Raw genomic sequence first — 22123 nt, 5'->3', positions numbered from 1 at the left:
TTCATGACCGGAATCGGGGCAGATCGGCGGAACCGCTGGTTTTCCCGGTCCAATGAAAGCCTGATTCTTTCCTGCGGTTCCCGCGAGCAGAACCGCCCTGCAATCGCCGCGCTGCTTGACTGTATCGACCGGCGGGTGCCGATCCATGCCCGGCAGGAGGGCATGACCGTCATCGCGGCGGCGCGGGAATGCGGTCCATTGCTGCTCTGCCAGAGCTCGGGCAGCACCGGGCGGGCCAAGACGATCCGGCGCGGACACGCCTCATGGATTGCAAGTTTCGAGGTGAACCGCACGCTTTTCGGGTTGGGAAGCCATGATTGCTACGCGGTATTGGGCCATCTTGGGCATTCGCTGTCGCTTTACGCCGTGACCGAAGCCGCGCATTTTGGCGCGAATGTTCTGGTGCTTGCCGGGGATGGTCCTCGCAGGCAGATTGAAGCTATACAGGCCGGCAAAGCTAGCGTTCTGTATGCGACACCGGCGCAAATCCGGCTGCTGTGCCGGGTCGGTGCCGCCCGGCTTGACCGCATCCGGCATGTGATCTGCGGAGGCGGTTTGCTTGCCCCCGGTGAGCGCGAAGAGTTCTCGGTATTTTTCCCCAATGCTCTCATTTCCGAATTCTACGGCGCCGCTGAGACCAGTTTCATTTCTATCTCGGGGGCGGATACCCCAACGGGGTCGGTGGGGCGGCCTTACCCGGATGTGGACCTGCGACTTGGGAATACAGGCGAGATCTGGCTGCGCAGCCCCTATCTGTTCGACGGATATGAGGGCGAAGGCAGCATCGATACTAGATGGCGCAATGGGTTTCTGACGGTGGGTGAAATCGGCTGGCTGGACGGTGCCGGCAATCTGTTTCTGCGCGGGCGCAAATCGCGGATGGTGACGGTGGCCGATGTGAACGTGTTCCTTGAAGATATCGAGCGGATCATGGCAGGGATATGCGGGGTACGTTCATGCGCGGCGGTTCCGGTTCGTGACCGGATGCGGGGAAATGCCGTGATCGGTTTCGTGGAAGGCGGCAGCGACGGCTTGACGGCGGAATTGATAATGACGAAGTGCCGTGATGCGCTTGGCCCGCTTTCGACCCCTCGACGGATCGAATTTCTCGGGCGGATGCCGATGCTGCCCTCGGGCAAGCCCGATCTGCTGGCGCTGCAACGATTTGCCGAGGAGAGGTGATGCGTCGCAGCCATATCGTCGCGGCAAGGCGCAGCGCCGTCCTGCCAAGGGGCGGTGGCTTCAAATCGCAAGAGTTGCATGAACTTGCCGCGCCGGTGATCCGGGCGGCACTGTACGATTCCGGGATCGAACCGGAGCGGGTGGGTGAGGTCATTCTGGGCAATGCGCTTGGGGCAGGGGGAAACCCGGCCCGGATTGCCGCGCTTGCGGCAGGTTTGCCCGAGAAGGTGGCGGGACTGACGATCGACCGGCAATGCTGTGCCGGGCTGGATGCGATCCTGTTGGGTGATGCGATGATCCGCGCGGGGCTGCATGATATCGTCATTGCCGGCGGCGTGGAAAGCTATTCGCGCCGTCCCCTGCGGCTGCGCACCGATCCGGATGGTGGTGCAGCGCAGGCATATGACCAGCCGCCTTTCACGCCCTGGCCCGACCGCGATCCGCTGATGCCCGCCGCCGCTGACGCTTTGGCGCAGCGCTTCGGCATATCGCGCGAGGCGCAAGAGGAGTGGGCCATTGCCAGCCATGCAAAGGCACTTGCCGCCCAGCCCATGGCCGAAATCCTGTCTTTGGAAGGCGCAACGGCGGACAGCTACGCCCGCCATCTGACCCATCGGCTTTGTGCGCGGGCCCGGCCCTTGGCCGGAAGTGTCACATCCGCGACAACCGCGGTCGCTGCGGATGGTGCGGCGGTTTGCATCCTTGTTGCGGACCGGCTGGCCGAAGAACTGGGCATGGCCGGCCCGGCGATCCTTGCTGGCAGAACCCTTGGCGATGACCCCGAATTGCCGGGCCTTGCGCCGGTCGCCGCGATAGAGGCGGCGCTGGCGGAAGCCGGGCTGGTCCCCGGCGATCTTGCCTGCGCCGAAATCATGGAGGCGTTTGCGGTTCAGGCCATCGTCTGCCAGCAACAGGCCGGGATCGATCCCGCAATCGTCAATCCCGGAGGCGGCGCGCTTGCCCGTGGCCATCCGATCGGCGCATCGGGCGCGATCAATGCTGTGCGGCTGGTCCATGAATTGCGGCGGCGCGAGGGATACGGGCTTGCCACTATTGCCGCTGCGGGCGGGTTGGGAACTGCGCTTTTGCTCAGGACCTAGCGTCGAACCCGTGGAACTCTGCGAAGACGGACAGGTCTTCGCGTTCGGTGCGCACCTGATTTGCATCCGCATCCCGGTCGGCCACGCCAAGGGCAATCCCGCATACCACCATTTCATCCTCGGGCAGAGCAAGATGGCGGTGCACGACCGGGCCGTAATGCGCCAAAGCTCCGAGCCCGGTTGTCCCATAGCCCAGATCCTCGGCAGCCAGCAGCAGGGCCATCACCGCCATTCCCAGATCCATGAAGCAGCCCTTGCCCATGTTTCTGTCAATGGTGACGACGATCCCGACCGGGGCGTCGAAAAATGCGTAATTCCGCTGAAATTGCCGCCGCCGCGCATCAAGATCCCGGCGTTCGATGCCAAGCGCATTGTAAAGGGCGTATCCTGCCGCCACCTGCCGGGCGCGCAGCATTTTTGGCATCGGGTCGGGGAAATAGGAATATTCCCTGCTTTGCGGTTCCCCGGCCGCGATTGCGGATGTGAGCGCGTTGACAAGACCGCCCAGCGCCTTCCCGGCCAGGACGTGAAACCGACCTGGCTGCAGATTGGCACCGCTTGGTGCGGTGCGGGCAAGGCGCAGGATCGTTTCGATATCTTCGCGCGCGACCGGATCGCTGGTATAGGCCCGGATCGAGCGACGGCGCGCAAGAAGCCGCTGCAAGTCAGTTCGGTTCATGCGCCCCCCAACGCAAGATCAGCCTTGTTCACGATCCGTCGGGAAACGGCGGCCCTTGCAGAAGTCCATATCAGTTTCCGCCCAGAATACCGTTCAAGGCGCGGCTGAGCGCGTCATCCGAACTTGATGACGAAGACGAGCCTTCCGTAGCGGCCCCGCCGCCACCGCCGCCGCCCTGTACCTCGGTCGGTGCCGTGACCATTCTTCCGCCCTGAGCCTGCGCCTGGCGCTGGCCTTCCGCATTCTGCATCGCCCCCGCCAGGGCCGAGGCCAGCGGATCGTCCGCGGAACCGGACGTGACGACTTTCGGGGTGCTGCCGCCACTGGAAACGATGATCCCGCTGCCATCCGGAGAAACCGTGGACAATGGCAGTTTGGGCAGGTCTTTGTGGATATCGGCCATCACTGCCTGCCAGATCTCGGCAGGCAGGCCGCCGCCCGTCACACCGGCCAGAGGGGTGTTGTCGTCATAGCCCATCCAGACACCGGTTACATATTGTTCGGAGAAGCCGACGAACCATGCGTCGCGATAGCTGCTGGTGGTCCCGGTCTTGCCGGCGATGGCACGGTCGCCCAGTTTGGCGCGTCCGCCGGTCCCGGACTGGATTACCTGCTGCATCATATAGATCAATTGCCCTGCCGCACGCTGACTTATCACGCGCTCGCCCAAGCCGCCAAGCTGGCCCATCAAGGGCTGATCGTCACCATGAATCTTGAGTTCGACCACGCCGTAAGGTGCGACCGAAGTCCCGCCATTGCGAATGCCGGCATATGCGCCGGTCAGCTCCAGCAAGGTTGCTTCGGAGGCGCCCAGCCCAAGCGAGGGGCTTGTGGTCAGGTTGCTGACGATCCCGAAATCATGCGCCACGCGACGAACCTCATCGCGTCCCACGGCTTCCTGCAAGCGGATCGTGGCGGTGTTGAGCGAGTTTTTCAATGCATCCGTCAGCGTGACATTGCCGTGATATCTGCGCGTATAGTTCTTTGGCGACCAATCCTTGCCACCCGGGATGTGGATCGTCAGCGGTCCATCCTGTACCACATCCGCAGGCGAATAGCCCGCTTCGAGCGCCGCCCCGTAGACAAAGGGCTTGAAGCTGGAGCCGGTCTGCCGTTTGGCCTGAATGGCGCGGTTGAAGGCGCCGTTCACGGTTGTGTCCCGCCCGCCGATCATGGCCCTGACCGCGCCATCGGCCGACATGACGACAACCGCGACTTCCGCCTTGCTGTTATCCTTGACCTTTTCATCGAAGATCCGCTTGACGGCACCTTCGGCAATCTTTTGGACGTCCTGATCAAAGGTGGTTTGCAGCGTGACATCCTCGGTCGTTTCCGAGGTCAGGAAGCCGGGGCCGGTATCCATCACCCAATCGGCGAAATATCCTCCGGCCCGCGCGGCTGCCGCCTGAGACAGGGCTGCCGGATGCGCCTTGGCTTCGGCAAGCTGCGTGTCGTCCAGAAAACCCTGATTATGCATCAGATCCAGAACCGTCCCGGCGCGACCCTGACTGCGTTCCAGATTGGCTGTCGGAGCGAAATAGCTGGGCGCTTTCAGCAGCCCGGCCAGCATCGCCGCCTCGGATGCGTTGACCTCGGATGCGGATTTGTTGAAGTAACGCTGACTGGCCGCTTCGAAGCCGCGGGCGCCCGCTCCGAGATAAGAGCGGTTCATGTAGATATTGAGAATATCGTCCTTGGAATATTTCAGCTCAAGCGCAAAGGAGAAGGGTACTTCCTTCACTTTCCGCCACAGGCTGGTAACGCGGCAATCTTCCTCGAATTCCGCTTCGTTTTTCCAGCGGATCGGATCGAAACTGTCACCCAGACACAGAAGCTTCGCGACCTGTTGGGTAATGGTCGAGCCGCCATTGCCTTCCAGCGGGCCGCGTCCGGAAGCGAGGTTGATCTTGATGGCGCTGGCGATACCCTGCGGATCGATGCCGGGATGGAGGTAATAGCGTTTATCCTCAGTGGCGATGACCGCATGTTTCAGCACCGGCGCAATCTGATCACTGTCCACGGTGCCGAAGGTTTCGCCGCGCCAGGCAAAGACTTTACCGTTCCGGTCGAGCATCGTGACCGAGCCGCGGGCGCGCGCGTCGAAAAGTTCCTGCGCCGTGGGCAGGCCGCTGTAGAAATAGGCGGTTGCCGCACCGATGATCAGGAATACGACCATCCCGAGACGCCAGGCCGAGCCCCAGATCACACGCCATATCAGGCTGAAGGTGCCGGAAATTCCGCGCAACACCACATTGCCCCTGCGAGGGGGTTTTCCGCCGCGGGATTTGCGCTTCACTTTCGTGGGCTTGTCGGCCGGTGCGGGGTTGCGTTTATCCGCAACCGGACTGCGGCCCTTGCGCGTTGGAGTGCCCGTAGGTTGTTTCATGCCTGATTATGCCTGCTCGTTTCCTGGCCGATTATTGGGGCCATATAAAATGCAAGCATACATGAGAAGGTTCCAATAGGGAATTACGCTGAACAATCCGTGATGACCCAGCGGAATCCCGCAACGACGAGTTTTGCGGCCTTCGCGAAAATTTGCGGCAGATCGGGTCCGGAGGAAGCCAGAACTGCGCGTTTCATGCGCAAATCCTCGGATAACTGCATAATAAACAAGCAAACCGCGGAACCGGCAGGTTCGGGATGCCGGCGTGCTTGCTCAATCTGCCCTGCTTTGTCGATCAACATGCTGAAAGGCGGCCGGTCCGGCGGCTTTAAACGCAGACAGGTGAACGAGATGAAAAAGATTCCCCCGATACTCGCGGCACTGGCCATGACATTTGCTCTGCCGGCATTCGCGCAGGACGCCGCCGCGACGGAGGCCGCCGCTCCCGTCAGTGCAGATGTCGCCTATGTCTTCAATACATTGCTGTTCCTGATCGGCGGTTTCCTGGTGATGTGGATGGCCGCAGGCTTTTCGATGCTTGAGGCAGGGCTTGTGCGTTCGAAGAATGTCACGGTTCAGCTTTTCAAGAATATCTCGCTTTTTGCCATCGCCGGGCTGATGTATTGGCTGATCGGTTACAATCTCATGTATCCAAGCGACGATACCTGGACGATTGCGGGCGTCATCGGGACATTCTTCAGCCCCGTCAGTCTCGATCCCGTTGGCGCAGGTGATGTCGCGGGCGGTTATTCCGCTGGGTCGGACTTCTTCTTTCAACTGATGTTCTGTGCCACTACGGCCTCGATCGTGTCGGGTACGCTGGCCGAGCGCATCAGGCTTTGGCCCTTCATGATCTTCACAGTGATTCTGACCGGGCTGATCTATCCCATCGAGGCAAGCTGGCAATGGGGCGGCGGCTTCCTGAGCGAGATGGGATTCTCTGATTTTGCGGGCTCGACGCTGGTGCATGCGACCGGAGGCTTTGCTGCGCTGGCCGGGGCAATCGTCCTTGGCGCCCGAGAGGGTAAATACCGTGCGGATGGACGGATGCAGCCGCTTCCGGGATCGAATCTCGCGCTTGCCACATTGGGGACATTTATTCTGTGGCTGGGCTGGTTTGGCTTCAATGGCGCTTCGCAGCTTGCGATCGGCTCTGTCAATGATGCCGCGGATGTCAGCCGGATTTTCGTGAATACCAATATGGCGGCCTCGGCGGGTGTGATTGCGGCGATTGCTCTGACACATGTGCTTTACGGCAAGATCGACCTGACCATGGTGCTGAATGGCGCATTGGCTGGGCTGGTCTCGATCACGGCCGAACCGCTGTTTCCCTCGATTTTCGGCTCTGTCCTGATCGGTGCTGTGGGCGGGGCGCTTGCTGTGCTTGTCGTGCCGGTGCTGGACAGGCTGAAGATCGATGATGTGGTTGGCGCGATTCCCGTTCATTTGGTTGCCGGCATCTGGGGAACGCTGATCGTGCCAGCTTCGAACCCGGACGCCAGTTTTGGCGCACAGATTATCGGGATCGTGGCGATCGGCGTATTTACCTTTGTCACCAGTTTCGCGATCTGGATGGTTCTCAAGGCGACGATGGGAATTCGTGTCACCCCGGAAGCCGAGATTACCGGGCTGGATGTAAGCGAGATGGGCATGGAAGCCTATCCGGATTTCATACAGGCAAAATAGGAATAGTAATCGCTTTCCGCCGGGGGCGGGCCGGGAGACCGGTCCGCTCTTGGGGTTTGCGGATGACATCCCGAACAGATCCACAGATAAATTGCGCGATCAGTCCGAAAGGATATCAGGCAACCCGGCTGACGACGAAATCCGCCAGATCCGACAGCATTTCACGAATGGGATGGCCGGGCAGCGGGGCGAGTGCTGATTTGGCGCGTTCTGCCCATGCGAGTGCATCGGCGCGCGCGGCATCCATCGCACCATGCCGGCTTAGCAGGGTCAGGGCATGTTCCAGATCGCCCTCGTGCTGATCGCCCTTTTCGATGCAGCGTGACCAGAAGGCCCGTTCTTCATTATCGGCCTGCGCAACCGCCTTGATGACCGGCAGTGTCAGTTTGCGTTCACGGAAATCATCGCCGATATTCTTGCCGATGGTTTCTGTCGCACCGCCGTAATCCAGAAGATCATCGACGATCTGAAAGGCGATCCCCAGAGCATCGCCATAATCGAATAACGCCTCGACCTGCTGTTCCGGAGCGTTCGCGATCACGCCGCCGACCTTGGTCGCGGCCGAGAACAGCGCGGCGGTCTTGCCGCGGATCACCTGAAGATAGACCGATTCATCGGTTTTCAGATCCTGTGCGGCGGTGAGTTGCAGCACCTCACCCTCGGCAATGGTGGCGCTGGCATTGGCAAGGATTTCCAATGTGCGCAGGTTGCCCGGTTCAACCATCAATTGGAAGCTGCGGGCAAAGAGGTAATCGCCGACCAACACCGAGGATTTGTTGTCCCATAGCAGATTGGCGGTGGGCCGCCCGCGCCGTTGCCGGCTCTCATCGACGACATCGTCATGCAGCAAAGTGGCGGTGTGGATGAATTCCACGGTGGCTGCCAGATGGATATGGTACGCGCCCGGATAATCCAGCAGCTTCGCCGCCGCCAAAGTCAGCATGGGGCGCAACCGCTTGCCCCCGGCCTCGATCAGATGGGCGGTGACCTCGGGGATGCGCGGCGCATGGCGGCTGGACATCCGTGCGCGGATCAACGCGTTGACGGACTCCATCTCGGCCGACAGCTCGGACGCCAGACGATCCAGCGGTTTAAGAACGTTTTCGTTCACGCCCATGACCATTCCCCGTTTCTGGGCGAACGCATTGCCATGCTATCGACAATTGCGCAACCGCAACATATGATTTTAACGATGAAAGAACTGTTTCGCAGCAACGATCCCGTGAGAATTTCCAGTGCCGTCAGCCTGTTGGAGAAAGAAGGTATAATTGCCTTCGAAATGGACGGGCATATGAGCATATTGGATGGCTCGATCGGAATCCTTCCCCGACGGATCATGGTCGCGGATCGCGACGAATTCATGGCCCGCAGTATTCTGCGCGATGTAGGGCTGGATGAGTGACCTCCGGGAAGACGGTTTCCTTGGCGGGCGGCTGACCATTCTTCAGCCTGTGCATGGGTATCGTTCGGGCGCCGATGCGGTGATGCTGGCGGCGGCCTGTCCGGCGAAACCGGGCGACAGCGTGCTGGAACTTGGCTGCGGGGCCGGGGTTGCGAGTCTGTGCCTGGGCTGGCGGGTGCCTTTACTTCACCTGAGCGGGCTGGAACAGCAAGCGAACTACGCCAATCTGGCGCTGCGGAATGCCCGTGCAAATGGGATCGGTCTGCATGTCGTGACCGGCGATCTTTCCCGGATGCCGTCAGAATTGCGGCAGGAAAGCTATGATCACGTTATCGCCAACCCTCCCTATTTCAGGGCCGGCACGGAGGCTTCCGATGCCGGGCGCAGCGCCGCGCGGCAAGAGGTCACTCCGCTGGAGGTCTGGATCGACGCCGGTTTGCGGCGCCTGCGTCCCAGAGGGGGGCTGACGGTCATTCAGCGGGCCGACCGGTTGGAAACGCTTCTGACTGCCTTGCATGGGCGTGCCGGAGCAATCGCGATATTGCCGATTGCCGCCCGGGCAGGGCACGACGCCGGGCGAATCATCCTGACCGCGCGTAAGGAATCGCGCACGCCGCTGCGGCTGCTCGCCCCGTTCATCATGCATGACGCGTCCAGGCATTTGCGGGATGGGGAGGATTTTTCCGCGGCGGCTTCGGCAGTTCTCCGCGAAGGTAAAGCGATCCTTTGGGATGATGCGAAAGATTCGTGACAGAATCGATGTTCTGTGCTGCAATCGGAATGTTCGCTACACATATATAGGAGGACGCGATGTCGGTTGCTTCCCACGTTGAAGAACTTCGCAAGAAACATCAAATGCTCTCGGATGCTGTTGAAAAGGCACAAAAAAGGCCGGGGAGTAATGATCTTGAGATTGTTGAGATGAAACGTGAAAAGCTGCGCCTCAAGGAAGAGATTTCCCGGCTGTCGCACTGATCCTGCCGAATTGTTGGACTGAAATGACAATGGAAATAACGATGGCCCGCGCGAATTGCGCGGGCCATGTGTTTTCTGCTATCGCTTCGGGTCAGACGAAGAACTGACCGCCATTCGCCGTGATGGTCGAGCCGGTGATGAATCCCGCGTCATCCGAGGCAAGGAAAACGACGCTGCGCGCGATTTCTTCGGGCTCGCCCAGCCGGCCGACGGGGATCTGCGGGATGATCCGTTCATTCAGAACCTTTTCATCGATGGCCCGAACCATTTCGGTTCCGATATAACCGGGGCAAATGGCATTGACGGTAATGCCGGCCCGGGCGCCTTCCTGCGCAAGCGCCTTGGTAATGCCCAGATCACCCGCCTTGGCGGCCGAGTAATTGGCTTGTCCGGCCTGCCCCTTTTGCCCATTGATTGAACTGATATTGATGACGCGGCCGAATTTGCGATCGCGCATCCCGCCCCAGACAGGGTGGGTCATGTTGAATACCCCGGTCAGATTGGTGTCGATCACCTCTTTCCATTGCTGAGGGGTCATCTTGTGGAACATCGCGTCGCGCGTAATGCCGGCATTGTTCACCAGCACGGCAATCGGGCCAAGCTCATCTTCCACCTGTCTGATACCCGAGGCGCAGGCATCATAATCCGCGACCGACCATTTATAGGTCTTGATCCCGGTTTCCTCGGTGAATTTCGCAGCGGCTTCGTCATTGCCTGCGTAATTGGCGGCAACGCTATAGCCCGCGTCTTTCAAAGCCTTTGAAATAGCTGCGCCAATTCCGCGCGTTCCTCCAGTGACCAACGCCGTTCTCGACATGTGCTCCCCACTTTCTGTTCAACTCGTTTAAAATCTTGCTACCGAAAATACCTTCTGCGCGCAAGATAATTGCGCGCAGAATTTTCGGGTCACCGTTCCAGACACATCGCGACGCCCATGCCGCCGCCGATACACAGGGTGGCGAGGCCCTTTCTGGCGTCGCGGCGCTTCATTTCGAACAGCAGGGTGTTCAGAATCCGGCAACCCGAGGCGCCGATAGGGTGGCCGATCGCGATCGCGCCGCCATTCACATTGACGATTTCGGGGTTCCAGCCCATATCCTTGTTCACGGCACAGGCCTGTGCGGCAAAGGCTTCGTTCGCTTCGATCAGGTCAAGATCACCGACCTTCCATCCCGCTTTCTCAAGCGCCTTGCGGCTGGACGGAATCGGGCCGGTGCCCATGATGGCGGGATCGAGGCCCGCCGTGGCATAGGAGGCGATCCGTGCCAGCGGAGTCAGACCGCGGCGATTTGCCTCATCTTCGGACATGACCATGACAGCGGCAGCGCCGTCATTCAGACCCGAGGCATTCGCCGCCGTGACAGTGCCGTCGCGCGTGAAGGCCGGGCGCAGCTTCTGCATGGAGTCCAGCGTGGCGCCGTGGCGGATATATTCGTCCTTGTCCACGGTAATCTCGCCCTTACGGGTCTTGACGGTATATGCGACGATCTCGTCGTCGAACTTACCGGCTTTTTGCGCGGCTTCGGCCTTGTTTTGCGATGCAACGGCGAATTCGTCCTGCTGATCGCGGTCGATGGACCATTGTTCGGCCACATTCTCTGCCGTCTGCCCCATATGGTAATTGTTGAAGGCGTCCCATAGCCCGTCAACGATCATGGTATCCAGCATCTTCATGTCGCCCATCTTCTGACCGGCCCGCAGATGAGAGGCGTGGGGCGCCAGCGACATGCTTTCCTGTCCGCCCGCCAGAACGATACCGGCATCGCCCAGAATCACCTGCTGCGCCGCCAGGGCAACCGCCCGCAGGCCCGAACCACAGACCTGATTGATCAGCCAAGCCGCGGATTCCACCGGTAGACCGGCATTGATATGCGCCTGCCGTGCAGGGTTCTGTCCCTGTCCGGCGGTCAGTACCTGCCCAAGAATGGTTTCGTTGATTTCCGCGGGATCAACACCTGCACGGGCGACGACCTCTTTCAGGACGGCGGCCCCCAGATCATGTGCGGGGATGTTTGCGAATGAGCCGAGGAAACTGCCGACCGGTGTGCGGGCGGCGGATACGATTACGGCTTTGGTCATGTCTGGCTCCTTCGGATCAATGCCGGGGATCCCGGCGGTTCTTCCTAGAATGCGGTTTCAGTGTATCGCGTCAAGCTAGAGGCGAAGCTTTCGACTGAAGGACAGGAGATGCCAGCAAAATTTACCGTCAGTACCGCGCGGCCGCGGGAGGCTTTTTCCATGGTGGAGCAAGGGTCGGCGCGCCAAAATAGAAGCCCTGAAGGCAATCAACCCCCAACTCGATCAGGAACGCGGCATCATCGGCTGTTTCGACCGATTCGGCGACCGTGAACATGTCAAAATGCAATGCGATCGATTGCAGGGCGCGCGTCAGAACCTGATTATCCGGTTGTTTGGCGATCCTGCGGACGAATTGGCCGTCGATCTTGACCATATCGAAACAGAAATCCCGCAAATAGCGAAAGGACGTATAGCCGGCACCGAAATCATCCAAAGCCAGGCTGACTCCGTATTGCTGGATTTCGCGCATGAATTTATTGACCTGTTGCGGCAATTCCATTGCCGAGCTTTCGGTGATTTCCAGGATCAGCCGCTCTGATGTCTGGGGATTGCGCCGGACTCCCTCGTATAGGATCCGGTTCCATTCGGGGTGGCCGATCGATCGGGCCGACATGTTGATCGCAAGCCGTAACGCAGGCTCTTCTTCCAATGCTTGCAGGCCCAGCGAGAGGGCAAGGCAATCGATCTGCCTGCCCAATTCGGTGGTTTCCGCATAAGGCATGAAATCCTTCAAAGGCACGATACGACCCGTCTCGTCCGCAACCCTGATCAACCCCTCGTAATAGGCGATGCGTTGTGATTGTCTTGCCTGTACAATCGGCTGAAAGGCCAAAAAGCCCTTGCCACGCTCGACCGCGTCGCGGACCGAGGAAAGGGTCAAGCGGCTTTGCTGGCTGATCACATAATTCAGCGGTGAATCATCGCGGTTGATCGTATCGCTCACATCGGCCTCATCAATCGGGTGGGTTACTTTGAATTCCTGTTATGATTGCGTAATTTCGTGCCTATGGGCAGAAAATCTGGACTCGGAGTAAACAATATATGAACAAGAGATGTGGCTGGTGCGGGGAGGATCCGCTTTATGTCGCCTATCACGATACCGAATGGGGAGTGCCCGAATATGACGGCCGAGCCTTATGGGAAAAGCTGGTTCTGGACGGGTTTCAGGCGGGCCTGAGCTGGATCACCATTCTGCGCAAGCGCGAGAATTTCCGCGAGGAATTCGACGGTTTCGACCCCGAGCGCGTGGCGCGCTGGGACGAGGCCCGGATCGAGAAGGCATTGGCGAATCCCGGAATCATCCGTCATCGCGGCAAGATCGCCGCGACTGTGCGAGGCGCGAGGCTTTTTCTGGAGATCGAGGAGCGCGAAGGCTTTTCACCCTTTCTGTGGTCCTTTGTGGGCGGTAGCCCGATTCAAAACGGCTTTGCGTCGCTGGCTGACGTGCCGACCGATACGGTCGAATCCCTGAATATGTCCAAGGCACTGAAAAAGCGTGGCTTCAATTTCTGCGGCCCGGTGATCACCTATGCGTTCATGCAGGCGACGGGCATGGTGAACGACCATGTCACCGATTGCCCCTGTCATGCACCGGTCAGGGCGCTGTCAGTTGCCGGATAACCTCTTTCGCGGCCTCGCCTGACCAGTCCGCATCGCCCAGAAGCCGCGCAACCTCGACGCCGTTGCGATCGATCAGAACCGAGACAGGCAGGCCGACGACGCCCATCTCGCGCGACAGTTTCTGCTTGGGATCCAGCAGAACGGGAAGGTTCTCGACACCGGTCTCCTTGAAAAAATCATCAATCTTTTCAGGTGGATTCCGGCCTGTCGCAATGGTCACGACCTGAAAATCCCCGCCGCCGAGTTCGGATTGCAGAGCGTCCAGCGCGGGCATCTCCTCGCGGCATGGGGCGCACCATGTGGCCCAGAAATTCAGCAGCACGACCTTGCCTTCGTAATCGGCAAGACTGTGTTCATTGCCATCCGGATCGGCGAATGTGGTCTCGGGCAGCGGTGCGGCATCCTCGCTTGGGACCAGTTTGACCAGCCCGCCATCCTTGGCGGCTTGCCAGTCGACTTCTCCGGCGATTGCGCCATTTGCACCTAAAACCAGTGCCGTATAAAGCAGGATGGAACGCAGCATTTGACCTCCGAAGGACTGACAATGACCGACCGCAAGGATGCCGCCAACAGCATGTGGGGCGGGCGCTTCGCCTCCGGGCCGGACGCGATCATGGAGGCGATCAACGCCTCGATCGGATTCGACCGGCGACTCTACGCCCAGGATATCCGGGGCAGCCGGGCCCATGCCGCCATGCTGGCAGCACAAGGCATCATCAGCGATAACGATGCAACCGCGATCGGGGAAGGGCTTCTCACGGTCTTGTCAGAGATTGAGGCCGGGAATTTTCCTTTCAGCACCGCGCTTGAGGATATTCACATGAATGTCGAGGCGCGGCTGAAGGATCTGATCGGCGAACCCGCCGGCCGTCTGCATACCGGGCGTTCGCGCAATGATCAGGTGGCGACGGATTTCCGGCTGTGGGTGCGCGATCAATGCGATGCCGCGACCGAGGGGCTGCACGCGCTGATCCGCGCGGCTTTGTCGCAGGCGGAGGCGGGCGCGGATTGGGTCATGCCCGGCTTTACCCATCTGCAGACCGCGCAGCCGGTGACATGGGGCCATCATATGATGGCCTATGTCGAAATGTTCGGGCGCGACGTGTCCCGTTTTGAGGATGCGCGTCGCCGGATGAACGAATCGCCTCTTGGGGCGGCGGCGCTGGCGGGTACCGGCTATCCCCTTGACCGGGAAGCAACGGCAAAGGCGCTGGGCTTCGACCGTCCGATGGCCAACAGCCTCGATGCGGTGAGCGACCGGGATTTCGCGCTGGAATTCCTGTCGGCGTCGTCGATCTGCGCCGTTCATCTGTCGCGCCTGGCGGAGGAGCTGGTGATCTGGTCCTCGGCGCAGTTCCGCTTTGTGTCGATGTCGGACAAGTGGTCTACCGGTTCCAGCATCATGCCGCAAAAGCGCAACCCGGATGCCGCCGAACTGATCCGCGCCAAGATCGGGCGGATTCTGGGCGCGACGGTGGCACTGTTCACGGTGATGAAAGGGCTTCCGCTCGCCTATTCCAAGGACATGCAGGAAGACAAGGAACAGGTCTTTGATGCTGCCGACCATCTGCTGCTGGCTTTGGCTGCGATGGGCGGGATGCTTTCCGACCTGACCGCCAATCGCGCGAACATGGAGGCGGCGGCATCAAGCGGTTTCTCGACCGCGACCGATCTTGCCGACTGGCTGGTGCGCGAGGCCGGTTTGCCGTTTCGCGATGCGCATCATGTCACCGGTTCACTGGTGGCAATGGCCGAAGCGAAGGGCTGCGATCTTGATGATTTGTCGCTGACCGAGATGCAGTCTGTTCATGCCGGGATCAACCAATCGGTCTATTCCGTTTTGGGTGTTCACAATTCGGTCGCCTCGCGTCAAAGCTATGGCGGGACGGCCCCCGATCAGGTGCGGGCGCAAATTGCACGCTGGAAGGAGAAACTGGCATGAGAATCCTGGCATTTCTGGCGATTGCCGCAGTCGCTGCCTGCGGGGTGGACGGCCCGCCCGAAAGACCGGCCGCGCAATCACATTCGGGCGTGACGGTGTCCGGTTATGCAACGGTTGGCACGGTCACAGATCTCTGATGGATCATTTCAACTATCATGACGGCGAACTCCATGCCGAAGAGGTGCCGCTGCACCGGATTGCGGAACAGGTCGGCACGCCGGTCTATGTTTATTCCACCGCGACCCTGACCCGGCATTTCGGCCTGTTCCGGCAGGCGCTGGACTGGACCGATCACCTTGTCTGTTTTGCGGTCAAGGCGAATTCCAATCTTGCCGTGCTGAAACTGATGGGTGATCTGGGCGCGGGCATGGATGTCGTCTCGGGGGGAGAATATGCGCGCGCCCGGGCAGCGGGCGTGCCGGGTGAACGGATCGTGTTCTCGGGCGTGGGCAAGACCCTGATCGAGATGCGGCAGGCCATCGAAGGCGGTATCCGTCAGTTCAATATCGAGAGCGAACCCGAGATGCGGGCCTTGTCCGAGCTTGCCGTATCGATGGGGGCCGAGGTGCCCGTAGCCATTCGGGTGAATCCGGATGTGGATGCAAAAACGCATGAGAAGATCGCCACCGGAAAATCGGAAAACAAGTTCGGGATCCCGATTGCCAGGGCGCGGCAGGTCTATGCCGAGGCGGCAGAGCTTCCCGGGCTGCGGGTGCTGGGCGTCGACGTGCATATCGGCAGCCAACTGACCGATCTGGAACCTTATCGTCAGGCTTACGGAAAGGTCGCGGAACTGACTCGCGTTCTGCGGGCCGATGGCCACGCGATTTCCCGGCTGGATCTTGGGGGTGGGCTGGGGATCCCCTATCGCCGCGACAATAACGCTCCGCCGCTGCCCATTGAATTCGGGCAGGTGATTCGCGAGACGGTGGGCGATCTGGGTTGCGAGATCGAGATCGAGCCGGGACGGAACATCGTCGGCAATGCCGGAATTCTGCTGGCGAGCGTGATTTATCTGAAAGAGGGCGAGGGGCGGGATTTCCTGATCGTGGATGCCGCCATGAACGACCTGCTGCGTCCGGCGATGTATAGCGCCTATCACGATATCGTACCGGTTGCGGAGCCCGCTTTGGGCGAGGAATTGCAGGCCTTCGACGTGGTCGGGCCGATCTGCGAAACTGGCGATACCTTCCGGAAAGGGGTTGAGCTTCCGGCTTTGGCCGGGGGCGATCTGGTCGCATTCCGTTCTGCCGGAGCCTATGGGGCGGTGATGGCATCGGAATATAATTCGCGCCCTCTGGTCCCTGAGGTACTGGTGAAAGGCGATCAATTCGCCGTCATCAGGGCAAGACCGACATTTGAGGAAATGCTGGCGCGCGATAGCATCCCCTCATGGCTCTGAGGCGTCACAGGAAGCAAGAAAGAACCAAGGCGGGGGCGCTGCCCGCGGACCCCCGGGATATTTGGATGAAGAAGAAAGGTCGGATCGGCCGCGCTTTGCGCCTGACCCGGCTTGGCATGATATGGGAGCGGGCGGCACGCGCCTTCTGGCCTCTGGCCGGGCTGCTGGCCTGTTTCTTCGCGGTCTTCGCCTTTGGGGGTGTGGCGGCTATGCCGGTTCCGGGCCTGCTTTGGCTGGTGGGGGGCGCGCTGATCGCCTTGCTGGCTGCCGCGATCTGGGGCGGGCTGCGATATCGGCATGTGCGCGAAACCGAGGCAGTCGAGCGGCTGGACCGGACCTTGCCCGGACGTCCTCTGACCGCATTGCGGGATCGGGCCGCGATCGGCGGCGAGGGGGAGCTTTGGCAGGCGCATCTGACGCAGATGCAGGAACGGGCGGCGGTGGCGCGGGCGGTACGCCCCGATGCAGGGCTGACACGGCGCGATCCCTACGCGCTGCGGCTTGCCGCCCTGGTCGCTTTGGTCATGGCGCTGATCTTCGGCGGTACCGAGCAGATGGGGCAGGGGATCTCGGCCCTTGCAGCGACGATCAGCCGCCCGGCCGGGCAGGCGGACGGTATGGCAAGCGGCCCGACATGGGAAGGCTGGGCCAAACCGCCCGATTATACCCGTCGTCCGACGATCTACCTGAACGCGCTGCCCGAGGGCGAAATGCTGACATTGCCCAAGGGCTCGGTGATCAGCTTCCGCCTGTATGATGAGGAGTCACAGGTTACACAGGATATCGGAGCGGCGTTGGGGGATGAAATTCGAGCCGGTGACATCACGGCGGAAAAATCCGGCACCTTCGAGATTGCCGGGCGGCGTTTCGACGTTACCATTCTGCCGGATCAGCCGCCGGTCATTCGTGCAGGCGATTCCGCATCCCGGCGCGCCGATGGCCGTATGGTTCAGCCTTTCGAGGCCGAGGACGATCATGGAGTTGTTTCCGCCAAAGCTCTGATATCGCTGGATATAGAAAATGTGTCGCGGCAATATGGTTTGGCTGCCGAGCCCGAGCCACGCGAAGCCATCGCGCTTGAACTTCCTCTTCCGCGTTCAGCGGATCCGTCCCGGATGAGCGGGCAACTGGTCGAGGATCTCTCGCGCCACCCATGGGCCAATCTGCCTGTTCGCCTGAGCTTGCAGGCCGTCGATGGGATCGGGCAGGAGGGAACGGCCGAGCCGGAGTCGATGGTGCTGCCGGGACGGCGGTTCTTCGATCCGCTGGCTGCGGCCCTGATCGAGATTCGCCGCGATCTGCTGTGGTCGCGAGAGAATGCGAAACGCAGTGCCGAAATATTGCGTGCCGTGACCTGGCAGCCTCAGGGCTTTGTGGAAGAGGGGCTATACTTGCAATTGCGCGGCGCGGTCAGGATTCTGGAAGCCGGACCACTGGATGAGGCCGAGCGTGACAAGCTGGCCGAGGCTTTATGGAAAGCGGCGGTGCAGCTTGAGGATGGCGGGCTGGCCGATGCCTTGGAGCGAATGAAGCAGGCGCAGGAAAAGCTGTCCGAAGCGATCCGCAATGGCGCCAGCCCGGACGAGGTCCAGCGGCTGATGAATGAGCTGAAAGAGGCGACCGACGCCTATACCCAGATGCTGGCCGAGCAGGGGAAAGCCGATCCGGCGGAAAGATTCACCAAGAATCAGGAACGGCAGCAGATCACCGGCGATCAGATCCAGCAGATGATGGATGAGATCCAGCGGCTCATGAATGAGGGCCGTATGGCGGAAGCCCAGCAATTGCTGGAACAGTTCAACCGCATGATGGAAAATCTGCAAGTCACGAATGACGGGGATCCGAACGGGTCGTCGGACGGGCAGGGCAATCGCTCGATGAATGGTCTTGCAGATACTTTGCGTGAGCAGCAGCGCCTGTCCGACGAAGCCTTCCGCGAGATGCAGGAGCAATTCGGTCAGGGCGAGGGGGAATCCTCGGGTAATTCGGAAGAACTGGCGCAGCGTCAGCGTGAATTGCGCGAGGAACTGGGCCAGCAACGTGGTCTTCTGCCGGGCGAAGGAACGCAGCAGGGGGACGACGCGCGCCAGCGTCTGGATGATGCCGGTCGTGCCATGGAAGATGCCGAGGAATCTTTGCGCAATGGCGATCCGGGCGGGGCGATGCAGCGGCAGGCCGATGCGATCCAGTCCATGCGGGAGGGGATGCGCGCCCTGGGCGATATGCTTGGGCAAGACGAGCAGCGGCGTACAGGGGACGATTCGGATCGTGGTCAGGAAGGGTCGGGATCGCAATCCGCTGCGCCAGAGGGTGAGCAGAGGCGAAGTGGTCAATCCGATTCCCGCCAGGGACAAAGCATGCTGGATCCGCTCGGGCGTGAGCAATCAAGTAACGGGAACGTCACCACGCCCGATGGTCGTCTGGCGGAGGGCGACATCGATCCGGCGGCGCGGGCGCGTAGCCTGCTTGATGAAATCCGGCGCCGCAGCGGCGATCAGGAACGGCCGCGCGCCGAGCGGGATTATCTGGAGCGGTTGCTGGATCGATTCTAATCCGGGCGGCCCGATTGACGCCGGATCAATTGCTTTGTGTCAGCCTGGACGTCTGGGTCTGAAGCCAGTCCCGTCCGGTATCGACCATTTCGCGGTATTGTGAAAGCTGTGCGCCGAAACGATCATTATCCGCGAAATCCGGTGCAATGACATAAAGCCCGAAAGCCACAGCGGCGACAGCCAATGCGGTTCCGAACCCGGTGAGATAACCACCATTCTGCGCGCGTTTTCTTGCGATGGTTGTCCCGCCAGACTCGGCCGGAGCGGTGGAGATGGCCGCAATCCCGGCGGATGGAGCAACGGGTTCAGGCAGCTGTTCCGGCTGCGGGTCGTCAAGCGGGATGCTGTGAGGAAGATCGCGGATATCCGGGGTGGGGCCAGCATCGGTTATGGTTGTGGCGGGCCAGTCGTGATCCGGCTGATCTGATGAATTTTCCGTGATCTCCGCCCGACGGGCACGCCTTTCGAATTCGACCTCTTCGCGCAGGATATTCAGAACGCTTTCGGGGATACGGCGAGCCAGTGGGGGCGTTTCGAAATCGCCGGATGGATTGACCGCTTCCGTTTCGCCGGAATCGGAGCCACGCGGCGCGGCATAGCGGATAATGCCTGATTTATCGCCTTCATCCAATTGTCCGGTGCTGACGGTCATGTCTTCGGAACTGTCTGGAGAGTCGCGTTTTTCCGCAATGGCCAGCCAGACATGATCGCAAGACGTGCATTCGACTTGCCGGCCCTCCTTTGGGATCACTCCTTCGGGCAGGTGGTACTCGGTTCCGCATTCCGGACATTGCAGCCTTATTTCACCCATGTCGCCCTCTCGCATTCGTCGTCTGCCTGTTCTATCAAGCGCGGGGCTGGCTTCCAAGCCGCGCTGAGGGACAGATACAGGAGAGTGCGCTTGATCGAGATGCAGGATGTGAGCTTTGGCTATCGCGCGGGCTCCGAACTGTTGTCGGGAATGACGATGAGCTTGCAGCCGGGCATGTTCCATTTCCTGACGGGTCCCTCGGGATCGGGCAAGACCACGCTTCTGCGGCTGTGTTACGCCGATCTGCTGCCCAGCAGCGGGAAGCTGAGCGTTTTCGGGCAAGACGTCGCAGGGCTTTCGCGTGACGGCATCGCCATGCTGCGCCGCCGGGTGGGCGTGGTGCATCAGGATACCCAGTTTCTGGACCATCTGCCTGTCGCGGAAAATGTTGCCCTGCCGTTAAGCGTTTCCGGGCAGCCCGCGGATATCGAGGCGATGCGCGATCTTCTGGGCTGGGTCCAGCTTTCGCAACATGCCCGGGCTTTGCCGCCCTCCCTCTCGGGCGGCGAGCGACAGAGGGCGGCGCTCGCGCGGGCGGTCATCCTGTCGCCCGATGTCGTGCTTGCGGATGAGCCGACGGGCAATCTGGATTGGGACATGTCGATGCGGTTGATGCAGTTGCTTGTGGAATTGAACAAGACCGGCAAGGCAGTGCTGGTCGCCACCCATGACCTGAATCTCATACGTGCCGTCAAGGCGCAGGTCTCGGCACGAGTCCTGCGGATCGCGGGCGGTGGGTTGCAACTTGCGGGGGCGGAACTGTGAGGCAGAGCGAATTCCGAGCGCTGAAACTCAAGGCACTGTGGCAGGGCTTGATCGGGCGTGACGGAGGTGCGGCGAACCGTATCGTGCCGCCGACAGGCTTTACCGCGCATCTGACGTTGTTTTCCGCCGGGGCCATGGCGTTTCTGGCAGTTTTCGCGCTTGCGCTTGCACTTGCGACCGAACGTCTTGCCGATCGATGGGCGTCCGAACTTTCCCAATCGGTGACTGTTCGGGTCAGCGGTCAGCAGCAAGAACAGGAGGCTTTGACGCAATCCGTGCTGGACATCCTTCAGACGACACCCGGCGCGGGGCAGCCCCGGCTTCTGGATCAGGATGAGGTGGGGGCATTGCTGACGCCGTGGTTCGGCCCGGATATGCCGATCGACGCGCTGCCGGTGCCAGATCTGATCGAATTGCCGATTACGGGCACGGATTTCGATGCCGAGGGTCTTCGGCTTCGATTGGAGGGTGAGGCACCCGGCGCGGTGCTGGATGATCATACGGAATGGCGCCGCCCCCTGGTTTCGGCTGCGAACCGGTTGCAGGTGCTGGGCATCATCTCACTGGTGCTGATCACGGCTGCCTCGGCGGCGATGATCACCCTGGCCGCAAAGGCGGCACTGGCTGCGAATGGCCAGGTGATACAGGTCCTGCGGCTGATCGGAGCGCGTGACATCACCATTGCCATCGCCTTTGTGCGCCGCTTTACCCATCGGGCGGCAATTGGCGCGGCCGTCGGCACCGTGCTGGGCATGGCGGCGATTGCTCTGCTGCCCGATATGCAGGCGGCGGGAGGCTTTCTGACCGGGCTTGGCTTTTCGGGCTGGAGCTGGCTTTTGCCGTTTCTTGTTCCGCTGGTGGCGGCCGTGGTGGGTTTCTTCGCAACCCGCTGGGCGGCGCTGAAAATGCTGGAATCGGTCAGATGAGTCGCCATGCCGATTCCCCCGTGCCGGGGAGGTTGGGGCCGTGGCAATATCTGCAGAATGCGCTGTTCTATCTGCATGTAAGTGTGGCGACTCTGCTGATGGGGGCCGTTGGTATCTTGCGGGTCATACGGCATGGCCGGGCTGGCGCGAACCGGGTGGCGACGGGTTGGATCGGCTATGTTCTCTGGGCGGCAAAGCTGCATATGGGAGTGTCTTGCGAGGTGCGGGGCACACCGCCGACAGGCGATTGTATCGTTGCGGCAAAGCATCAGTGCTTTCTTGACATCCTTGCCATCGCACATGCCGTCCCCGAGCGGAATTTCATTATGAAACGCGAGGTGATGCGGGTGCCGGTCATGGGCTGGTATGCCTATAAGGTCGGCTGCATCCCGATTGATCGGACGCGGGGGCGCGATGCGATGCGCGCCATCGGCAGCACGATCAATCGGCGGATTGCAGAAGAGGGGCTTGGACAATTGATCATTTATCCCGAAGGCACACGCACACGGCCCGGAGAGCGCCGAAGCTACAAGCACGGCGTTGGTACGATTCGCGCGGCGACAGGTTTGCCGGTGGTTCCGGTGGCGGTGAACGCGGGTTTGTTCTGGCCGCGGGG

Annotated in this window: 23 protein-coding genes; 14 read left to right on the top strand and 9 right to left on the bottom strand. The window is 60.9% G+C overall.

Features of this window, described 5'->3' with window-relative positions; translation table 11 throughout:
- Positions 1–3: 3 nt before the first annotated feature.
- Positions 4–1182, top strand: coding sequence for an AMP-binding protein (locus D3P04_RS17575; protein WP_119751171.1), 1179 nt, complete (start codon positions 4–6; stop codon positions 1180–1182).
- A complete protein-coding gene (locus D3P04_RS17570; protein ID WP_119751170.1) occupies positions 1182–2282 on the top strand; it encodes a thiolase family protein in 1101 nt (366 codons plus the stop codon). Before D3P04_RS17575 ends, D3P04_RS17570 begins: the two co-directional genes overlap by 1 nt.
- On the opposite strand, the gene D3P04_RS17565 is transcribed toward D3P04_RS17570, so the two are convergent.
- The 3 genes from D3P04_RS17565 to D3P04_RS17555 all read right to left on the bottom strand — a co-directional run bounded on the left by D3P04_RS17565 (position 2272) and on the right by D3P04_RS17555 (position 5736).
- Complete coding sequence (locus tag D3P04_RS17565) at positions 2272–2961, bottom strand: nitroreductase (RefSeq protein ID WP_119751168.1); 690 nt, start codon at positions 2959–2961, stop codon at positions 2272–2274. The genes D3P04_RS17570 and D3P04_RS17565 overlap by 11 nt on opposite strands.
- Before the next feature lie 70 nt (positions 2962–3031).
- Positions 3032–5347 carry a transglycosylase domain-containing protein gene (locus D3P04_RS17560; protein ID WP_119751166.1) on the bottom strand — a complete coding sequence of 772 codons (2316 nt, stop codon included), beginning with the start codon at positions 5345–5347 and terminating at the stop codon, positions 3032–3034.
- Between the two features lie 83 nt (positions 5348–5430).
- Positions 5431–5736, bottom strand: coding sequence for a hypothetical protein (locus D3P04_RS17555; RefSeq protein WP_147391956.1), 306 nt, complete (start codon positions 5734–5736; stop codon positions 5431–5433).
- Here D3P04_RS17555 and D3P04_RS17550 point away from each other — a divergent pair.
- Positions 5699–7033: an ammonium transporter gene (locus tag D3P04_RS17550; protein ID WP_119751302.1), complete on the top strand. Its 1335-nt coding sequence runs from the start codon at positions 5699–5701 to the stop codon at positions 7031–7033. The two genes, D3P04_RS17555 and D3P04_RS17550, sit on opposite strands and share 38 nt — an antisense overlap.
- A gap of 115 nt (positions 7034–7148) precedes the next feature.
- On the opposite strand, the gene D3P04_RS17545 is transcribed toward D3P04_RS17550, so the two are convergent.
- The gene (locus D3P04_RS17545) at positions 7149–8150 is read right to left on the bottom strand and encodes a polyprenyl synthetase family protein (protein ID WP_119751301.1); all 1002 of its coding nucleotides are present in this window, start codon (positions 8148–8150) and stop codon (positions 7149–7151) included.
- Positions 8151–8225: 75 nt separating this feature from the next.
- On the opposite strand from D3P04_RS17545, the gene D3P04_RS17540 reads away from it, so the two are divergent.
- The 3 genes from D3P04_RS17540 to D3P04_RS17530 are packed head-to-tail and all read left to right on the top strand — an operon-like array spanning position 8226 to position 9410.
- Entirely contained in the window at positions 8226–8435 is a 210-nt protein-coding gene (locus D3P04_RS17540) for a putative signal transducing protein (RefSeq protein WP_119751300.1), read from the top strand.
- Positions 8428–9186, top strand: coding sequence for a tRNA1(Val) (adenine(37)-N6)-methyltransferase (locus D3P04_RS17535; RefSeq protein ID WP_119751163.1), 759 nt, complete (start codon positions 8428–8430; stop codon positions 9184–9186). Before D3P04_RS17540 ends, D3P04_RS17535 begins: the two co-directional genes overlap by 8 nt.
- A 59-nt stretch (positions 9187–9245) precedes the next feature.
- Positions 9246–9410: a YdcH family protein gene (locus D3P04_RS17530; protein WP_119751162.1), complete on the top strand. Its 165-nt coding sequence runs from the start codon at positions 9246–9248 to the stop codon at positions 9408–9410.
- A gap of 91 nt (positions 9411–9501) precedes the next feature.
- Here the strand turns inward: D3P04_RS17530 and phbB are convergent, their stop codons facing one another.
- From phbB to D3P04_RS17515, 3 genes are all read right to left on the bottom strand, one after another.
- On the bottom strand, positions 9502–10227 hold the full coding sequence (gene phbB, locus D3P04_RS17525; RefSeq protein ID WP_119751160.1) for an acetoacetyl-CoA reductase: 726 nt from the start codon (positions 10225–10227) through the stop codon (positions 9502–9504).
- 89 nt (positions 10228–10316) lie between these two features.
- Positions 10317–11489 carry an acetyl-CoA C-acetyltransferase gene (locus D3P04_RS17520; RefSeq protein ID WP_119751158.1) on the bottom strand — a complete coding sequence of 391 codons (1173 nt, stop codon included), beginning with the start codon at positions 11487–11489 and terminating at the stop codon, positions 10317–10319.
- A 127-nt stretch (positions 11490–11616) separates the two neighbouring features.
- Positions 11617–12432, bottom strand: a complete 816-nt coding sequence (locus D3P04_RS17515) for an EAL domain-containing protein (RefSeq protein ID WP_232845068.1) — start codon at positions 12430–12432, stop codon at positions 11617–11619.
- Positions 12433–12530: 98 nt separating this feature from the next.
- Between D3P04_RS17515 and D3P04_RS17510 the strand changes: the two genes are divergently transcribed.
- A complete protein-coding gene (locus D3P04_RS17510; protein ID WP_119751154.1) occupies positions 12531–13109 on the top strand; it encodes a DNA-3-methyladenine glycosylase I in 579 nt (192 codons plus the stop codon).
- Here the strand turns inward: D3P04_RS17510 and D3P04_RS17505 are convergent.
- Positions 13084–13632: a TlpA disulfide reductase family protein gene (locus D3P04_RS17505; protein ID WP_119751152.1), complete on the bottom strand. Its 549-nt coding sequence runs from the start codon at positions 13630–13632 to the stop codon at positions 13084–13086. The two genes, D3P04_RS17510 and D3P04_RS17505, sit on opposite strands and share 26 nt — an antisense overlap.
- Before the next feature lie 21 nt (positions 13633–13653).
- Here D3P04_RS17505 and argH point away from each other — a divergent pair, with 21 nt between their 5' ends.
- The 4 genes from argH to D3P04_RS17490 all read left to right on the top strand — a co-directional run bounded on the left by argH (position 13654) and on the right by D3P04_RS17490 (position 19005).
- The gene (gene argH / locus D3P04_RS17500) at positions 13654–15051 is read left to right on the top strand and encodes an argininosuccinate lyase (RefSeq protein ID WP_119751150.1); all 1398 of its coding nucleotides are present in this window, start codon (positions 13654–13656) and stop codon (positions 15049–15051) included.
- The gene (locus D3P04_RS23435) at positions 15048–15188 is read left to right on the top strand and encodes a hypothetical protein (RefSeq protein ID WP_182912914.1); all 141 of its coding nucleotides are present in this window, start codon (positions 15048–15050) and stop codon (positions 15186–15188) included. The genes argH and D3P04_RS23435 overlap by 4 nt, the downstream gene beginning before the upstream one ends.
- Positions 15188–16453, top strand: a complete 1266-nt coding sequence (gene lysA / locus D3P04_RS17495; protein ID WP_119751148.1) for a diaminopimelate decarboxylase — start codon at positions 15188–15190, stop codon at positions 16451–16453. The genes D3P04_RS23435 and lysA overlap by 1 nt, the downstream gene beginning before the upstream one ends.
- Before the next feature lie 65 nt (positions 16454–16518).
- Complete coding sequence (locus tag D3P04_RS17490; protein WP_232845067.1) at positions 16519–19005, top strand: DUF4175 domain-containing protein; 2487 nt, start codon at positions 16519–16521, stop codon at positions 19003–19005.
- A gap of 25 nt (positions 19006–19030) precedes the next feature.
- On the opposite strand, the gene D3P04_RS17485 is transcribed toward D3P04_RS17490, so the two are convergent.
- Positions 19031–19816 carry a zinc-ribbon domain-containing protein gene (locus D3P04_RS17485; protein WP_182912913.1) on the bottom strand — a complete coding sequence of 262 codons (786 nt, stop codon included), beginning with the start codon at positions 19814–19816 and terminating at the stop codon, positions 19031–19033.
- 90 nt (positions 19817–19906) lie between these two features.
- On the opposite strand from D3P04_RS17485, the gene D3P04_RS17480 reads away from it, so the two are divergent.
- From D3P04_RS17480 to D3P04_RS17470, 3 genes are all read left to right on the top strand, one after another.
- On the top strand, positions 19907–20581 hold the full coding sequence (locus D3P04_RS17480) for a cell division ATP-binding protein FtsE (RefSeq protein ID WP_119751147.1): 675 nt from the start codon (positions 19907–19909) through the stop codon (positions 20579–20581).
- A 35-nt stretch (positions 20582–20616) separates the two neighbouring features.
- Positions 20617–21507 (top strand): cell division protein FtsX, encoded by an 891-nt coding sequence (locus D3P04_RS17475; protein WP_182912924.1) that lies wholly within the window; start codon positions 20617–20619, stop codon positions 21505–21507.
- Positions 21504–22123 (top strand): lysophospholipid acyltransferase family protein (locus tag D3P04_RS17470; protein WP_147391955.1); only part of this gene is annotated, 620 nt, incomplete at its 3' end. The genes D3P04_RS17475 and D3P04_RS17470, both read left to right, overlap by 4 nt.

Origin of the sequence: Paracoccus onubensis, assembly GCF_003591515.1 — a bacterium.
Lineage (GTDB): Bacteria > Pseudomonadota > Alphaproteobacteria > Rhodobacterales > Rhodobacteraceae > Paracoccus > Paracoccus onubensis.
This window is presented reverse-complemented; position numbering and strand designations above follow the sequence as displayed.

What these genes read in the sequence shown, in the direction of transcription:
- D3P04_RS17510 (WP_119751154.1), top strand. Translation starts at nt 12,531, where the DNA reads ATGAACAAGAGATGTGGCTGGTGCGGGGAGGATCCGCTTTATGTCGCC.
- D3P04_RS17545 (WP_119751301.1), bottom strand. Translation starts at nt 8,150, where the DNA reads ATGGGCGTGAACGAAAACGTTCTTAAACCGCTGGATCGTCTGGCGTCC.
- D3P04_RS23435 (WP_182912914.1), top strand. Translation starts at nt 15,048, where the DNA reads ATGAGAATCCTGGCATTTCTGGCGATTGCCGCAGTCGCTGCCTGCGGG.
- D3P04_RS17520 (WP_119751158.1), bottom strand. Translation starts at nt 11,489, where the DNA reads ATGACCAAAGCCGTAATCGTATCCGCCGCCCGCACACCGGTCGGCAGT.
- D3P04_RS17570 (WP_119751170.1), top strand. Translation starts at nt 1,182, where the DNA reads ATGCGTCGCAGCCATATCGTCGCGGCAAGGCGCAGCGCCGTCCTGCCA.
- D3P04_RS17560 (WP_119751166.1), bottom strand. Translation starts at nt 5,347, where the DNA reads ATGAAACAACCTACGGGCACTCCAACGCGCAAGGGCCGCAGTCCGGTT.
- D3P04_RS17505 (WP_119751152.1), bottom strand. Translation starts at nt 13,632, where the DNA reads ATGCTGCGTTCCATCCTGCTTTATACGGCACTGGTTTTAGGTGCAAAT.
- D3P04_RS17490 (WP_232845067.1), top strand. Translation starts at nt 16,519, where the DNA reads ATGAAGAAGAAAGGTCGGATCGGCCGCGCTTTGCGCCTGACCCGGCTT.
- lysA (WP_119751148.1), top strand. Translation starts at nt 15,188, where the DNA reads ATGGATCATTTCAACTATCATGACGGCGAACTCCATGCCGAAGAGGTG.
- D3P04_RS17565 (WP_119751168.1), bottom strand. Translation starts at nt 2,961, where the DNA reads ATGAACCGAACTGACTTGCAGCGGCTTCTTGCGCGCCGTCGCTCGATC.
- D3P04_RS17535 (WP_119751163.1), top strand. Translation starts at nt 8,428, where the DNA reads ATGAGTGACCTCCGGGAAGACGGTTTCCTTGGCGGGCGGCTGACCATT.
- D3P04_RS17540 (WP_119751300.1), top strand. Translation starts at nt 8,226, where the DNA reads ATGAAAGAACTGTTTCGCAGCAACGATCCCGTGAGAATTTCCAGTGCC.
- phbB (WP_119751160.1), bottom strand. Translation starts at nt 10,227, where the DNA reads ATGTCGAGAACGGCGTTGGTCACTGGAGGAACGCGCGGAATTGGCGCA.
- D3P04_RS17530 (WP_119751162.1), top strand. Translation starts at nt 9,246, where the DNA reads ATGTCGGTTGCTTCCCACGTTGAAGAACTTCGCAAGAAACATCAAATG.
- argH (WP_119751150.1), top strand. Translation starts at nt 13,654, where the DNA reads ATGACCGACCGCAAGGATGCCGCCAACAGCATGTGGGGCGGGCGCTTC.
- D3P04_RS17555 (WP_147391956.1), bottom strand. Translation starts at nt 5,736, where the DNA reads ATGGCCAGTGCCGCGAGTATCGGGGGAATCTTTTTCATCTCGTTCACC.
- D3P04_RS17575 (WP_119751171.1), top strand. Translation starts at nt 4, where the DNA reads ATGACCGGAATCGGGGCAGATCGGCGGAACCGCTGGTTTTCCCGGTCC.
- D3P04_RS17550 (WP_119751302.1), top strand. Translation starts at nt 5,699, where the DNA reads ATGAAAAAGATTCCCCCGATACTCGCGGCACTGGCCATGACATTTGCT.
- D3P04_RS17485 (WP_182912913.1), bottom strand. Translation starts at nt 19,816, where the DNA reads ATGGGTGAAATAAGGCTGCAATGTCCGGAATGCGGAACCGAGTACCAC.